This is a genomic window from Paenibacillus ottowii (genome assembly GCF_050516475.1).
Taxonomy (GTDB): Bacteria; Bacillota; Bacilli; order Paenibacillales; family Paenibacillaceae; genus Paenibacillus; species Paenibacillus ottowii.
On sequence record NZ_CP191577.1, the window covers coordinates 2669041 to 2685247 of the forward strand.

Genomic DNA, 16207 nt, shown 5'->3' on the forward strand with positions numbered 1-16207 from the left:
GGTAAGAATAAACTTAATAATTCATTCATCTGGTTATCGTTTCCGTTGTGTTCTTTATATCTCTCTCCCTTTTTAATTTGTATATAATTCCCCAAAAAAATAGCTTAACATCCTGCCTAAAGGAGAATGAAGAGTTTTTAAGCGTTTCAATTCGATAATTAGTCTAGATATAACCATTATTGTCCAATATTACAGTAACCTCTTATCATACTACCTTTATTTTCAGGGAGAATCCGGTTTTGGCTAAAGAATACATTCAATGAAGAGTTAATTTTTTTCATAACGTACTACGCCGTAGTTCATAAAAATACTGCACAATGGGATGTTTTAACTTCACCTTCTCAGACATGTTTAAAATTCTCTTTTTTCCTACTCGTCTGTCCACTAAAGCTAGAATATTCAATAAGATATCATTACTCTCTAAGCTGTCTTCTATAGAAGTAGTTAAAAATTTATTAGCTACAACATTAAAATTAGACTTGCTTAATGAGGCCTGTGCTGACAAAAGCTCCTTTGCATGTTCTGATATTTTTCTACCTCTTGCTATTACTTGTAGACGATCCTCCGGAACGTTCCCATTAGTATCTTTTCTGATCGTTTCAATTTCTTCTTTGCTGATAGGAACTTGGATCTCTGGATCATTCTTGATTTCCAACTCCGTCTGATACCATTTGATTGGACTAGTGATATCATTCATATTGAGTATGTTCTTCTTATCTACAGTTATATAACAAACTCCAGATTTATCAGGCAAATAACGGTAACTGGTAGCTCGGTATTCGACCCTTCCGTCTAACGCAGGACAGCGGAAGCTCTCCAGTTGTTGCTTCAATTTACTCCAGGACATATATCCTCCTATGTTTTCAATGCCTACTAACAGCCCATCCCCAACTTGGCAATTTAATTTGCACGGTCCTCTACCTCATCATGATCCTTGCTTCCAAACTCATCAAGCAATGTACGCACTTCACTTGTTGATTTGGCGTTCATTAAGCTGTTTCTGAGTTCACTTGCCCCTCGGAATCCACGGACATATATTTTGAAAAAGCGGGCGAGAGGGCTGAACGAACGTGGCTCCTGCGCTGAATAATGATCATGGAGATCTAGATGAAGCCGCAGCAGATCAAGCAAATCCTCACTGCTGTGTTCCTTCGGCTCCTTCTCAAATGCAAATGGATTCTGGAAAATACCACGCCCAATCATAATGCCATCCACTCCATATTGCTCAGCGAGCTTCAAGCCGGTCTGACGGTCCGGAATATCTCCGTTAATGGTCAGCAGTGTATCTGGTGCCACCTCATCACGAAGTTTCTTAATCTCTGGAATCAGTTCCCAGTGAGCGTCTACTTTGCTCATTTCCTCTCTTGTCCGCAGATGAATGGACAAATTCACAATGTCTTGTTTCAAAATATGGGTTAACCAGTCGCGCCATTCGTCTACGGCAGTGAAACCGAGCCTTGTTTTTACACTGACGGGCAGTCCCCCGGCTTTGGCGGCCTGAATGATATCCGCTGCGATTTCGGGACGGCAGATCAGGCCGCTTCCCTTCCCATTCTCGGCTACATTCGCTACAGGACAACCCATATTAATATCGATGCCTTTGAAGCCTTCTTTCGCCATACCGATGCTCATTTCACGGAAATATTCCGGCTTATCTCCCCAGATATGGGCCACTATGGGCTGTTCATCCTCTGTAAAAGTCAAACGCCCGCGTACACTTTTATTCCCCTCCGGGTGACAATAACTCTCTGTATTCGCAAACTCCGTAAAAAACACATCCGGTCTGGCTGCTTCACTTACAACATGGCGAAACACAACATCCGTCACATCTTCCATCGGTGCCAGTATAAAAAAAGGACGTGGCAAATCACGCCAAAAATTATTCGTCATATCAAAAACTCCTCTATACATACCAGGACAATTCTTTGGTCCCAAAATGGTAATGCTAACCTGTTCATGTCCTTGCTTCTTCTTCACATATAACATGTTTAAGCAACGTAGTTCAAACGGCAGTATATGTTAAGCATAGACATCTAAATGAGTATATCATACTCAATAGAGGAGCATACTCCCCAAAAGACTCAAAAAAGGAAGAGCGCCGCCCCTCCCTGCCATCTTCTATAACGTACTGCGCCGCAGTTCATAGAAATACTGCACGGCATAACTTCCCCAGCTTACGCCGTTTCCAAGCGAATGGCTTAAAGTGGCTCTATACCGGTCGAGTAAGTCGAGAGAATTTTCAGGTTCTCCGGCACAAAGAAAAGCGCCAGAGACCGCTTGAGAAACGGGGATGCTTTACTTTCGACAAGTCGATCCGGCAGCATCCAAAGGATGTCCGCAGCTGAGAAACTTTTGGCCATTGAGAGTTTAATATGTTCGTCTCTAGTTAGAAGAAAAACGAAGCCTATATCGCTACTTTTGTAGAGTGCAAAATGCACTTTTACCAAGCGATCAAGATCTCGAACTAGACGGCATTGTTCATGTAAATTGCGTTCAGTATCTCAAGTCGGCGATTCAAACCGCAAAGGTAACCGCGGTAAAGAGTTTGCTTGCCACAGAGCCCTGGAATGTCTGCACGGCGTAGGCGTCTATTTTGCTGATCCGTACTCGCCTTGGCAGCGTGGCTCCAATGAAAATGCCAATAGGCTGCTTTAGGAGTTTTTCTCCAAAGGTCATGACTTTGCTCCAGTGAGCAATAACGAACTGGAACGAGCGCCCATTTGATCAATAACCTCCGCAAATATCTAAGCTGGGAGTCTATAGACTAAACGTTTTAGAACAAATTGCTGTACTTGGATTGACAATCCTTCATTTAGAAACTGCCTTTTCAAAATCATCACAAAGTTTCTCTACTAAATCATCCATTTCTTTAAAGAAATAGTCTCCCACTTTTTGTCGGTTTAGCGCTCTGTATCGGCGATAAATCACAGCAAAGTCATGATAGATTTCTTCTTCAGAAACGTGAGAGTTAATTTTCACAATTAACCTTAAGCCTTCATTAGTATTTTGTACATACTCGAAAAAGTCTTTTATCTTTGTTTCAAAATCTTGAATAAGAAAGCCTTTTTTCGTCTCTAGCTCATTACGTGCTTCAATAATAGCCAAAATATCAAATTGACGAGAGTTATAACCCACCTTACCTTCAGCTACTTTGGTAGGCTTACTCTTCTTTTCTTTTGATGCTACAGTCTCAACTTCAATAATGCCAATTTGATTGTCAAAATAAACTTCTATCGGATCTTTGATATCTTCACTACGATGCAGCATGTTATAAAGCATATTAAACTTTCGCCAGAACAGCAAAAATATTGGCTCGCTATATTTAGCATCTATATCAATTACATATTCAATTCGATTTAGAATGGTAAAATACTGTGCTGCCTTAGCCTTGGTGTCAGCCGTACGCTGAGGATTTGCATCAATATGCTTCTTTAAGCTACTTTCCAAATCCAGATAACTCTGTGGATCATCCCTTTTGAATAGATCTTTATAAATTAAGGTGAACACGGTAAAGAACTTGTCATAAATATCTGACTTCCTTAGCTCGACAAGCAAAATATCTAGTACTCTTTTGTCGCTAAAGGGGTCGAAATCACTAACGACCACATCCGAAAAATGCTCGAATGCATCTTTAATATTTTGCACATTTACATTGTTGTAGGAGAAGTCAACAATTTTGCAGTCATTCTTATATTTGGCGGTCCGGTTTACGCGGGAGATCGTCTGAATTGCACTGATGCCTTTAATCTCTTTATCCAAGAATAGCGTATGTAGCTTCTTCTCATCGAATCCCGTTTGCAGCTTGGCCACTACGATCATCAGACCATTCTTTTTCAGCGCAAAACTTTCCAACACCTTTTCTTCACTTAAGCCTCCATTAAGACTCGATGCACTTTGTTCATCCTGGTTGTTAGAATAAACTACGTGAATCGGAGCTTCAGCGTACTTTTTATATTTGTCCTCTTGAACCAAGGCACTAAAATGTTTGGTCACTGCTTGCTGATAAGCTATTGCAGCTTTTATGGAATGCACTGCTAACATAGCCTTACCTGTTCCACGGATCTGACGATATACATCTTTAACGAGCAAATCTGCTATATATTTAGCGATTGCATCTATTCGTTCACGATTTTCATAAACTTGCTTTTTCTGAGCGTCTTTATATTCTTTCTCCGTAAAGCCTTCCAGTAGGTTGCTTGGCAGATCAAACAACATCTTGGACGCTACTGGCACAATATTCTTGAGCGGATTAAGAATAAACTCGTCCTCAATCGCTTCCTTCATCGTATAGGAGTCAAACGGTCGCCACAGTTTCTCGCTTTCCGCATAACCGCTAAATTCTCCAAAACGCGCAAGCGTATGATCGTCAGGTGTAGCTGTAAATCCGATGATCAAATTCTTCTTTTTAGTTGCCCCAGCAACCTGCACATGATTATCGAACGGGGATTGTAACTCATCAAATATACTTATCATCTCTTCATGCTGGTCGCCGCTATTGGATCGATGAATTTCATCAATTAGGAAGACAATACGCATATGAGCAAGCTTATTTATAACCTCAGTATCGAGCATCTCACGTACAGAACCAAACTTCTGTAAATTTACAATAACTAGGCGAGTATCGGAAGCCAACGCCTCTAAAAATGTTTTTTTGTTGTTTGCTTCCATGTACATCCGATTATCGATGTTCATGTTAAGCATCTTAGAATCAATTTGTCCACGAAGCTGTAAGCGATCCACCACAATCATGATTTTGTCGTATACATATTGCCCATCTCTGCGCAAGTCTTTCAGCTGTAAAGCGGACCATCCAATAATATTGGATTTACCAAATCCAGCAGCATACTGCATCAGCAGGGAGTATACATTTTTATTGTTTGAATAAGCTTTACGTTTCTCAAGTAATTCTTTCTTCTTGGCTTCTGATACGCCGACAAGCTGCTTCTCTAACAACTTTTCAAAATATTGATCATCCTGTTCATGCGCAAGAAATTCATCAATCTTAGCCATAATTTTATCCGTTCCGAATTTCTGCTTGGGCCGTGGAGAAATTAGAACCCCTTGCTCGTTCTTTAGCTCTTTGCCATTATTCGTAACGTAGACATCGCGCTCGATAAAATTGTAGTAGAGAATTTCTTTTTCAATAAATGCCTTCCCGTAGAGAGCAGTAAACAACTCTTTCAATTTCTCTTTCTTTTCTGCATCGGGATTCAGAAGTGGATACGGCTTAAACACGCTTTTGGCTTTCTTCTCAATCTCTTCACGATCAAATTTACCTTCGCGGCAAGTCGCAAGAATCTCTTCAAAATAGTCAGAAAGCGTTCGTATAACGAATGTTTCTCCAATATCTGTCGTGGTGATATGAATGGCTTTTTCGAAGATTTTCAAGAAGTCTTTACGGAATGACTCTTTCTCCTTATCACTTAACATATAACTACTATCAATTTTTTGATGATAGACTCTGACCGCTTCGAAATAGTCTTTAATTACCTTGCCACGTCCGTTCTTGCTGGCGCTCTGGTTAGTGTAATTAGACTTCAGTTCGCTGTATCCCAGATATATCCCGTTCACAAATAGCACAAGATCCGGACGGAAGGAGAATATCTGAGTCCCTTGATAATGGAATTTATAAGGCAATTCTTGTACTACGGAAAAGATATTCTCATCAAACAGAATATTGTTATGGATTACACTGTCTCCCGTGTAGAAGAGGTGCAGCTTTATACCCTGTAGAGTAATTGATTTATTCGCGTTGATAAATAACGCCATATTGCGGCTACTGCCGCTGCGCTCCTTGATGAGTTCAATCAAATCTCTGAGCAACCTACCCTTGTCGCCCTTGTATTTTCTTAGTAAGGTTTCGTAAGGTTTCTTGTTTAACTCGGTCTGAGAAATAAACTCTTGCAAATCTTCTTCTATAATTAGCTCGTTTGTCACTGTGTTAGCCTTCACATCGCGGTAACCAAGGTCATCCCAAAAGAAGGGCAACAGAAATTTATCTTGTAAATGGAGTTCGTTCATATTGTTACTCCTTCAATTGGGACCTTGATTTTACCCGTAACTATATCGTTAATTAGGGTTTTACGAAGTTCTTTAAGCTTGTAGATTTGAGTGTGGATAGCCTCGATTATAAGGTCTATATGCGCTGTTTTTTCGTCTAGAAAACAGGCAATGGCTTTTTGTTCTTGAGTTGGAGGGTACGGTACATAAATATTTTTCAAATCAGTCCATTTGATTGCCATACGAATGTCCATAATACCTTTTCCGTAAGATGATACCAGCATTTGAAATGGTTTGATTTGAAATATTCGGTATAAATATTCGCCCAAATCACTATTTTGGGGTCTCATTACAATATACACAGAACTACATACACCTTTATATCTTGATATACCAAAACTACCTATACCGAAATTCATACTATTTAGAACTAAATCACCTGGATGCACAAGTTTACACTTCTCAAGATCTTCAGGTTTTTTATTACCAACATTTCCCTTTTCAGCATACGGAATCACACCTATCCCAGCAACAAGTGAAAGATAGTCACTATGCAAGTTTCCTACATTCTTATTGATGCGATTTTCAAGCAATGAACGAATTGGTACTAAGTCCCAATGTTTAGGCATCTTCCTGATCCAATCAATGCCACTCTCTTTCATTTCAACAGATCTATCTAATCCGCGACAGACAGTTTCGTTGATGAGAGATTGTTTGAGATTGCCGTATTGTCTCGCCTTTTGTGTGAGCAGATCAATTTTCCGATCAATCTGCTCAGTTTTATTATCGAGGTAATCAGCGATGTCCTCCTGCTCTGAAATAGGAGGCAAAAATACATTCCACCCACGAATAATCCCTTGTGAAATTTTCACCATAGATTCGTTTAATCCTCTAGCAGAAACTCTTTTGAGCCATCTAAAAGATTCACAGGAAAGAAAATAATTTAAGTATCTATCCGATGAATTTCTCTTGTTAATTTTAAGATTATAAATAAGATCCGAATACATCATTTTTAGAGTAGGCTCCACCGTAACCAAACAGCACTCACCTACTAAATCAGGGGTATTTGATCTTGTTAAAAGAAAATCACCACGTTTTACTAAGTATTGATGCTTCGGAACTTCGTAAATTGGTAATGCTTTATGCTTGTTTTCATTATATTTCCCGTTATTAATGGCAGATAGTTTAAGTACACCCCATTCATTCTCAATAACCTCTCTATTCTCAGCATTCGGACTCCAACCTTGATCAATACCATGAATTACATCCTTAATTCGATGGATAGACCAATGTGAGGGAATATATTCAGCAAAAGCAACGCTACTTCTTTTATAAATATCATGACTAATAAACTTTATATCTCTCATAGTATTAGCCTCGCTTCTAGAGCCTTCAACTCATTCTCTATCACGTCAATCTCAGCCAAAATATCCACGACTGATCGCAAATTTTCTTGCTTATAGAAGACTTTATTAAAGTTCAGTTCAACGCCTACAATGTTTTCTAAATAGTTGAATGGTTTTGTAATGTATTGAGTCATAAAAGATACAATTCCCTTCTTGTTGGCTATCTCGTCTTTATGAAAGGGGATAATCTCGTAATCCTTCTGGTAATCAGGTGTAAGCTCCACATTGATTTCAATTCGTTCTGGCTGTGTTTTACTAGCTTTTTTAAATACAGATTTTACAACAATTCTGCCATTGCCTAGAGTTTCTTGTTTTCCATTTACTTCTTTAATTAAAGTTTCTTTTTCAGAATCAAACCAATATTTCGCTAAATCAGTGCTGATTACCAACGGCTGTTCCTTATAATCTAAGGAGGCTATAAATTTCTTGATATCTTGCTCAAAAGCATCTGTTAACGAGGTAAACTGATCAGCATCAAAAGTAGTAATTGAAAACTCGTTGAGCTCACGTTCTCCATTGCTAAGTTTCGTAGGTATCAGCTTTTCACTTTTCTTACCTTCTTTAAGCTTCTCTTCAAAACTCTTTCCGTATACATCTACGTTAGTAAGCATAATTGCTTGTTTGTTAAAATAGAAAAATTCCTTGTTGAATACTTTGGCGTAATCAGTATCTTGGTATTGTGTTAGAGTCTTAACAATTTCTAAACGACTTATTTCATCCACTTCTTTGCGTTTAGAACCTTTGCTCTTCATCAATGGTTTGAATTTCTCACTGGCATCAATAAGCATCACTTTGTCTTTTTGCTGTAGCTTCTTATTTTTATTTAAAACCCAGAGATAGGTGTATATACCCGTGTTGAAAAACTCGTCCGTTGGTAATTGAATGACCGCTTCCACAATGTCGCTATCAAGCATCCACTTGCGAATATTGCTTTCAGATGAGCCAGCGTCGCCACTGAACAAGGTTGAGCCGTTATGCACCACAACACCCATACCTAGTGAATCGAGTTTGGAAATCAAATGCTGCATAAACAACAATTGACCATCGGATATAGAGGGTAGGAATTTAAACCTATCTGTCTTATCATTTTCAATATCCTTCTGATAACCCTTCCAGCTTACCCCATAGGGAGGGTTGGCAATGACAATATCAAATTCTTCATTGTAAAACTTATCTTCCACTAAAGTATTTCCATGCTCAATCTTTGAATCGGGTCGAAAACGGCTTTCAATTTTAGCAAGAGCATAAAGTGCGTCATTCCAATCTTGTCCAAAGGTTTGCGTAAGACGTTTGAATTTAGCATTAATACGGTCTTCCACCCCAAATAGTAGATTTCCACCGCCGCAGGTACAATCGTATATCTTCAAAAGCTTATCGGATTCTTCAATTTTGGAAGCAATGATTTCGGCAATAAGTGCAATTACGTCGTCTGGAGTATACTGCTCCCCTGCCGTTTCCGCCGAAATATCTGCCCATTTGCGCTTAATGTGCTCTTCTAGTGTGGTAATCTCCGAGTTATTAAACGGTTTAAGATCAACTTCACTCCATAACTTGGTATATCCCATTAATACTTTCTTTGCTCTAAGATTGGAAATAACCCCTTTAATATCAAGAAACTTTTCTCCTTCCGTAGCATCTACACCAAGCAAGTCTTTGGTTTCGCCATCAAATCCATGCAGGTAGGCGTCAAAATCAATTTCAAAGGATTTATCGTTCCTACAGATATCAGTTAAGGTTTGATTCTTCTCAAAAATGTATATATTGTAGCCTTGACCTTTATCTTTAATCATTTCATATAGATCAGCTTTATTAATGTTTAAGAAAGCTTCTTCGCCGATTTCAGCTTTTAAATTATCAAACATCCTAACAAGTCGACTTTCGATCATAGTTAGTGCAAAAAAAGGCATCATATAAGACGGCCATTCAGATTCTTTGATCCCACTTCCTCGAAGTAGGTCGGCAGTAGCCCATATTTTAGATTCATATTGTAGAATGTTCATTTTTGTATTTTCTCTCTTTTCATTTTTGGGTTTATTGATCAGAGTAATAGCAATCTATTAAACACTTAGACTCAGATTATGCTACATTTTAACAAGATGAGCGTATTCCTTTCGACATCGTAATTTATAAGTTCATCTATGCGCAGCTACTCGACACAAACGTAAAATTGGGCACCATCCCAAATCTTCTTATAGACCGTTACTTTCGAATAGCGTGAACGCAAGGTGAATTTTGTTTCTGTCTTCACTAACTCTAAGTCTAGCAATTTAGACTTGTTTACGTTATGAAGCACTACGAGAACAGCATCATCTAGAACCGCCCGCAGCTTCTGGACCGATCTGGCCTTAAAGCCTTGTTTGATCTGATTACTTGATTTTTCGGAAAAGCATTTTTTGCGGTTTATTGCATCAGCTCATCCTTTTACTAAGCAAGCAAAGCACTATCCGTGACATATAGCACCTTCTAGACAACCTTCCTGATAGTAAAATTTCAATAATTGCAGAAACGATTTTCAAAGATTGACACGAATCTTACGATTACACTTTGCTATTGCTTCCGTAATTTTCTGCACGCACTCTAACTGAAAAAGTATCAACTTAAAAGCGTCTAACGCATCGAGTTCAAAGTATTCATCTATTTCGTTTTTCACACGTTGAATGATTTCATCCTTAACTTCGAGCAGCGAATCGCTAGATTTGGAACTGCTGAAAGATGCAAGAAGGATTGCGCCGCCTCGACGGTAATGCCAGCGAGCTCGCTCGTCCCCAACTAACCGATTCATCTACTTCAAACCCCGTCGTACCAGCAACGCCACACTCTCCACATGCACCGTATGCGGAAACATATCTACAGGCTGTACTTCCGCTGTACTGTACCCGCCATCCTCCAGTATCCTTAAATCCCGCGCCAGTGTGCTTGGGTTACAGGATACATACACCACGCGCTCTGGCTTCATCTCCAGAATGGTGTCGAGCAGGCGTGGATCGCAGCCCTTGCGAGGCGGATCTACGACAATAACGTCGGCGGTGATACCTTGCTCTTTCCATGTAGGAATGACGTCCTCGGACGCGCCTACCTCAAACTTTACATTACGCATTTCGTTCAATAGCGCATTACTTCGTGCATCGTCGATGGCTTCTTTGACGATCTCCACCCCATACACCTGATCTGCATGCTGAGCGAGGAACAAAGAGATCGTGCCGATGCCGCAATACGCATCAATTACCGTTTCTTTGCCCGTGAGACCCGCATATTCGACGGTTTTGCTATACAGCACTTCGGTTTGTACAGGATTCACCTGATAAAAGGATCGTGCGGAAATCGCAAACTGTACGTTTCCAATATAATCGTAGATCACGTCACGTCCCCACAGAACGCGAGTCTCGTCGCCAAAAATAACGTTCGTTCGCTTCGTGTTCACGTTCTGGCATATGCTTGCCACGTGTGGGATGTGCTCACGAATACTGCCGATCCACGCATCTGCGTGCGGAATATCTCGTCCATTCGTGACGAGCACCAGCATCATTTCACCTGTGCGAAAAGCGGTCTTCACAACGACATGACGCAACAGCCCGCGTCCGGTTTCTTCATTATATGCACTGATGCCCAGCATTCGGCCAATCTCTTTGACACGTGCGACCACTTCGTCATTGCGCTCGTCCTGAATGAGACAAGTGTTCATATCCACGATGCGATGGCTGCCACGTGCGTAGAAGCCACCGACAAGTCCGCCCTCAGTGACACCAATCGGAACCTGAGCTTTGTTGCGGTACCGCCACGGCTCACTCATACCAAGCGTAGGATGCACCGCTACACCTTGTACGCGCGGAACACGCGGCATGCTGTTTGCATTTCCATCTGCAGATGCAGCCAAAACCTCTGCAGTATGCCCACTGGACTCCGTAGCCACACTCAGCTTCCCGATACGCTCCAGCACATCCACCACATGCTGACGCTTCCAGCCCAGCTGCGCTTCGTAGCTCATATGCTGGAGCTGACAACCGCCGCATTGGTCATAGATGGCGCACGGAGCTACAATTCGATCCGGGCTAGCCTGCGCAATATCCAGCAGCTTGGCATAGCCATACTGCTTTTTCGTTTTCAGCACCTTGACCCGTACTTTTTCACCCGGTAACGCACCCGGAACGAACAGCGTAAAACCCTCGACACGCCCCACACCCTCGCCATCGTGGTTCATGCCGATGATGTCTATTACGACCTCATCGTTCTTTTGCACAGGCAGATCCAGATGCTGTGCACTAGGCCGGTTGCGATTGGAAGCTGCTTGAGTCTGTCTAACGCTGGAAGAGCGACGGGAACCTCGTTCGCTCCTTTTCTTCCGATCCGAATCATTCACATTTCCATCCGCATTTCCATTGCTATTCCCATTTCTTCTTTCGACTTGAAGCATCTTATTCCCAGCTCCAACTCGTGGCTGTTCCAGTTCTCTGTCTTTTTTTGCCTGCATGGTCTTGTTGTGCTGCTTTCCTTGAACTGGAGTTGCTGCTGCTGTATTCCGGCGGCTTTTTCCACGTCCGCTACGGTTATTCGTCATGGTTGTCACTTCTTTCTGTTCTTCTTTTCATACTTATCTTCATTCAGCCGTATCATTCGAATCGTCATCCCAACGTTTAACACCAACCCGAAAATGCCGTTACTCCCCACGGAGAACGGCAAGGACCGATATGTTTCCTACAAAAAACAACGATCTACTCACCCCTGTATATCGAACTGCTCAAACCAACGGGAATAGAACCGTTCCCGCTCGTTTCCTTACCGAAACACATTCAAATGATGCGGCAAATTCCGGAAGGTCGCTGGCAGGGTACCCCCTAATTCGCCATCCAGATTAAGCTGAACATAGCCAGGTGAGGTCACTTCCATGTAATCTGTTCTGAAGTAAACGATTTTTTTGTCCTGCAAATGCTCCCCGCGCAGCGCAAGTGTAACCAAGCGGATCATTTCCGCCAGATTGCATTTGCGCACAGCGATGACATCGAGCAGTCCATCATCTATTGTCGCCCCAGGAGCAAGCTTTTCAAACCCGCCGACCGAATTTGTATTCGCGATCAGGAAAAGCATAAACTCGTCGTGGATCACTTCCTGCCCCGATGCCTTGATGATCAGCTCCTGTGGAGCAAGGCTGACCATTTTCTCCATACCTTTAAAATAATAGGCCAATTGGCCAATCATCGTTTTGAGCTTGCTTGGAACTTCATACGTAAGCTCGGTTAAAGTACCGCCGCCTGCGATGTTGATAAAATAGCGGTCATTAGCTTTTCCAATATCCAGCGGCTTCGGATTTTGACGAATTACGAGGTCACAATAATCCTCCCAATGCCTGGGAATGCCCAGTGCTCTGGCAAAATCATTCGTTGTCCCTAGAGGAAACACACCCAGAGGTGGGCGGTTTTCCCTTTCAGCCATCCCGTTAATAACCTCATACAATGTACCATCGCCACCCGCGGCAATGATCATATCATACCCACGCTCAATGGCCTCTGTTGCAGCACGCGTTGCGTCCCCTTCCCCTGTAGTTGCATGGCAAGAAGCCTCAATGCCACCTTCATCCAGGCGCTGCAGGACATCCGCAAGGCGACGCTTCATTTCCTCACGCCCAGAGGTCGGGTTGTAGATTAATCTAGCTCTTTTCATTCCGTTACGCCACCCGTATATTTAATGATATTTATATTCACATCGCAATTCATCACATTCAGTCTGTACAAAATATCATCATACTGGAAAAAGACCTCTTTTACAATAAAAGAAGCCATTCACTATCCAAATAAGGGAATTTCAGGGCGGGAGCTACCATCGCCAAATTCAGATTATTTATTATCGATCCACGCTTGCTTCTCCATGCTCTGTAACAGTTCACGGATTTGTCTGTCCATCCAGCTTGTAAGCAAAGGATGCGGTAATAAAGGATCTCCTGAATAACGGTAATCCAGCCCCTGTAAGCGTTTAGGAATCATATGACTTGTAAAATATCCCGAACTCAAAAACAGCGGTGCCACAATAACATCATGACCCCGCTCCTGATTCCAATACGCTGCCTTATCATGCACACGCTCGGGATTTAGCAAAGCGTGGTCTGTGATGATCCCACTCACGTCCTGCACCGTACGGGCCAACGAGGAAATCCCCCGCTCCCAGCGCTGAAGAAAGCCATTGTGCGCGCTCCCGTGTCCTACGAGTAAAATGACCTCTCTCGCAGGATCAACCGACAACGGGCGAACCTTGTCCCACACCATGCGGGCAACATCTTCGCCGTCATCCAATGGACTGCCAAAATGTACACGTGCCTTTATTCGAAAGGGTTCCAGATCTGTTTCTTTGTCTGGTGCAGCCTTGACTCCCAGCGCATAGCTTATTTCATCTACATGCGTACTGCCTGACGACACGAACAAAGGAATAACCAGTATATCTGTTACCCCCAAGGATTCCAGACGATCAATGCCATTTTGAATCAATCTTCCTTTAACCGTTTCCAAAAAAGAAACCTCTACCGGCATTTCCTCCAGCAATTTGAGCTTTGCAACTGCCTGATCCACCTGTTCCACCCAATATGGCTCCCTAGAGCCATGGCTGATGACCAGTATCCCAGGGTTCCGCATTAGCGACCCAAACGTTCCAGAGTCATTTTATACCCGTCATTCCCATAGTTCAGACAACGCTTCACACGTGAAATGGTGGCTGTACTGGCGCCTGTCTCAGCTTCAATCTGATTATATGTGCTGCCTTTGCCAAGCATACGGGCAACCTCCAGACGCTGGGAGAGGGATTGGATTTCATTAATCGTGCACAGATCATCAAAAAATACATAGCACTCTTCCAAATTTTTAAGAGTTAAAATAGCTTCGAATAATTGATCAATACTTTTATCATTAAGCTTTTTGAGCTGCATAGATTATCATCTCCCAAAGGTTACAATCTCTCCTCATTGTACCTGAGAAATAGTTAGTTTTTCAAGCATTAACGGTTTCACGCATCACAGAACAACATTACATGACCACAGAAGCATACCGTACGAATGCCCAAATCCGCTTTTATACCTGATTTCAGGACACGTGCCTAAACCCACTGTGCGTTTGCTACATACAGTAGAGTATCAATCTGCAAAGGAATGTGATCTCATGCCTGGACATTACTACCATCGGAGAGCGCAAACGCGTTCCATTTCCGATCCGTATAATTCAACTCCGTATCCTGGACTCGATCCCTACAGCGAGGTTCCTCAAGCCGATTCCTCCGCCGTGGTACCTTATGAGGCACCAGCGAGTGTAACAGATTCCACCGTGATCACGCCAGACCCCGCCCCGGCCAAAGGAGGACTGCTTGGCGGTCTTGGCAGTCTTGGTAATCTCAACGATATTAAGGGTTTAATTGACCGTATGGGCGGTATTGACGGGATTGTTGCTACTGTCGGCAAGGTACAAAAGATCATGTCTAGCGTGCAGCAATTTGCTCCGATGGCAAAACTGATTATGGGCTCACTCCCCGCATTCAACAAAAATGCAAGCAAAAATTCTAAAACAGAGTTTACTGAGGAACTGGATGAATATACACCACCACGCCGACGCCGGAAAAAGACACAGCGCAAAAGCACCACTACCCCGCGCAGACGTCCGCGCAAGCGCACAAGAAAGTAGGCTGTTTTATTTAAACCAGCCTCGGCGAATAAACCACACCACCATCGCAACACTCAATAAGAACATAAAGAACATTACGCTAAAATATCCATATTTCCAGCCCAACTCGGGCATATTCGAAAAATTCATACCATAGATTCCTGCAATCAACGTTAAGGGCATAAAAATAGTCGTAATTACAGTCAGCGTCTTCATAATTGAATTCATGCGATTGGAATTAAGCGATATGTAACTGTCTCTCAGGTCGGCTGTCATCTCGCGGTCGGCCTCCAGCATGTCTGTCAGCTTCAATAAATGATCATAGATATCAGTAAAATAAGCCATATGATCTCCCTGACCCTGCACATGCTGCGAATTTAAAACACGGTACATCAGATCACGCATCGGGACGATTGTACGGCGCAGCTTGAGCAATCTGCCACGCAGGTCAAACACCTGCTTCATTAATTCCTCTACCGATTCATGTGCGCCCAAACCTTCCAGCTCGGCTAGTTCATCCTCAATGATAAAAAGGCTCGGAAAATAGTTGTCTACCAGCTTGTCCATCACCGTATAAGCCGCAGCCAGCGGTCCGCGAGACCATATTTTGCGTTCATGCGCATGCTCTACAATCCGCTCCCAGGCTTGATCCAGCTCCTCTAGTTCATGATGGTGATAGGTAACCAAAAAACGGCTGTTAATAAATATATCTACCTCTTCCGCCTCTAATGTATCTTCATCAAGTGCATGTACCACCAGAAATTGTACATCCTCATAATAATCCAGTTTGGGACGTTGTAGAACATGCATACAATCCTCCACAGCCAGCGGATGAAAATGAAAATAACTCGTTAGCAGCTCTGACTCGCTCTCTGTAGGCTCGTTAAAGTCGGCCCAGATCCATATGTAATCTTCCATGACAATCTGCTCTAACGGTTGTCCCACCGTCACCTGATGATCATGATCTATAGTCAATGTACGTATCACCGTATGTCCCCCTCGCTTAAATACTGCCTTCTTATAGGTCATTTATATTTTATATAAGCCATTCCACATTATACAAATCTCAAGTTCTATATTTCCATACACTAATAAGAAAAGGATATGCCAGGTTCAATTCCCCCTAACATATCCTTAAAATAATTGATCGTTATCACTTAAATCCTTTTT

The 16207-nt window shown here is 42.3% G+C and carries 12 protein-coding genes and 1 pseudogene; 2 read left to right on the forward strand and 11 right to left on the reverse strand.

The features are described from left to right. Positions 1–277: 277 nt before the first annotated feature. Both ACQQ6X_RS12500 and ACQQ6X_RS12505 read right to left on the reverse strand, forming a co-directional pair. The gene (locus tag ACQQ6X_RS12500) at positions 278–847 is read right to left on the reverse strand and encodes an SF0329 family protein (RefSeq protein WP_305165584.1); all 570 of its coding nucleotides are present in this window, start codon (positions 845–847) and stop codon (positions 278–280) included. 53 nt (positions 848–900) lie between these two features. Then, a complete protein-coding gene (locus ACQQ6X_RS12505) occupies positions 901–1890 on the reverse strand; it encodes a tRNA dihydrouridine synthase (RefSeq protein ID WP_305165585.1) in 990 nt (329 codons plus the stop codon). Between the two features lie 639 nt (positions 1891–2529). On the opposite strand from ACQQ6X_RS12505, the pseudogene ACQQ6X_RS12510 reads away from it, so the two are divergent. Next, a pseudogene (locus ACQQ6X_RS12510) lies at positions 2530–2649 on the forward strand (IS30 family transposase); the annotation flags it as partial. A 159-nt stretch (positions 2650–2808) separates the two neighbouring features. On the opposite strand, the gene ACQQ6X_RS12515 reads toward ACQQ6X_RS12510, so the two are convergent. From ACQQ6X_RS12515 to ACQQ6X_RS12550, 8 genes are all read right to left on the reverse strand, one after another. After that, positions 2809–6021: a type I restriction enzyme subunit R domain-containing protein gene (locus tag ACQQ6X_RS12515; RefSeq protein WP_305165586.1), complete on the reverse strand. Its 3213-nt coding sequence runs from the start codon at positions 6019–6021 to the stop codon at positions 2809–2811. Then, a complete protein-coding gene (locus ACQQ6X_RS12520; RefSeq protein WP_305165587.1) occupies positions 6018–7367 on the reverse strand; it encodes a restriction endonuclease subunit S in 1350 nt (449 codons plus the stop codon). Before ACQQ6X_RS12520 ends, ACQQ6X_RS12515 begins: the two co-directional genes overlap by 4 nt. Continuing rightward, entirely contained in the window at positions 7364–9406 is a 2043-nt protein-coding gene (locus ACQQ6X_RS12525; protein WP_305165588.1) for an HsdM family class I SAM-dependent methyltransferase, read from the reverse strand. The genes ACQQ6X_RS12520 and ACQQ6X_RS12525 overlap by 4 nt, the downstream gene beginning before the upstream one ends. A gap of 512 nt (positions 9407–9918) precedes the next feature. Beyond that, complete coding sequence (locus ACQQ6X_RS12530; protein ID WP_305165589.1) at positions 9919–10188, reverse strand: hypothetical protein; 270 nt, start codon at positions 10186–10188, stop codon at positions 9919–9921. Then, a complete protein-coding gene (gene rlmD, locus ACQQ6X_RS12535) occupies positions 10189–11961 on the reverse strand; it encodes a 23S rRNA (uracil(1939)-C(5))-methyltransferase RlmD (RefSeq protein WP_305165590.1) in 1773 nt (590 codons plus the stop codon). It lies immediately after the preceding gene. 218 nt (positions 11962–12179) lie between these two features. After that, positions 12180–13061, reverse strand: coding sequence for a diacylglycerol kinase (locus ACQQ6X_RS12540; protein ID WP_063209803.1), 882 nt, complete (start codon positions 13059–13061; stop codon positions 12180–12182). A 173-nt stretch (positions 13062–13234) separates the two neighbouring features. Next, positions 13235–14023, reverse strand: a complete 789-nt coding sequence (locus tag ACQQ6X_RS12545; protein WP_305165591.1) for a sirohydrochlorin chelatase — start codon at positions 14021–14023, stop codon at positions 13235–13237. Beyond that, positions 14023–14313, reverse strand: a complete 291-nt coding sequence (locus tag ACQQ6X_RS12550; RefSeq protein ID WP_007428885.1) for a YerC/YecD family TrpR-related protein — start codon at positions 14311–14313, stop codon at positions 14023–14025. The genes ACQQ6X_RS12545 and ACQQ6X_RS12550 overlap by 1 nt, the downstream gene beginning before the upstream one ends. A gap of 229 nt (positions 14314–14542) precedes the next feature. On the opposite strand from ACQQ6X_RS12550, the gene ACQQ6X_RS12555 reads away from it, so the two are divergent. Continuing rightward, positions 14543–15058: a tyrosine protein kinase gene (locus tag ACQQ6X_RS12555; protein ID WP_305165592.1), complete on the forward strand. Its 516-nt coding sequence runs from the start codon at positions 14543–14545 to the stop codon at positions 15056–15058. Positions 15059–15064: 6 nt separating this feature from the next. Here ACQQ6X_RS12555 and corA read toward each other — a convergent pair whose 3' ends face one another. Then, positions 15065–16024, reverse strand: a complete 960-nt coding sequence (corA, locus tag ACQQ6X_RS12560) for a magnesium/cobalt transporter CorA (RefSeq protein ID WP_305165593.1) — start codon at positions 16022–16024, stop codon at positions 15065–15067. Positions 16025–16207 lie beyond the last annotated feature (183 nt).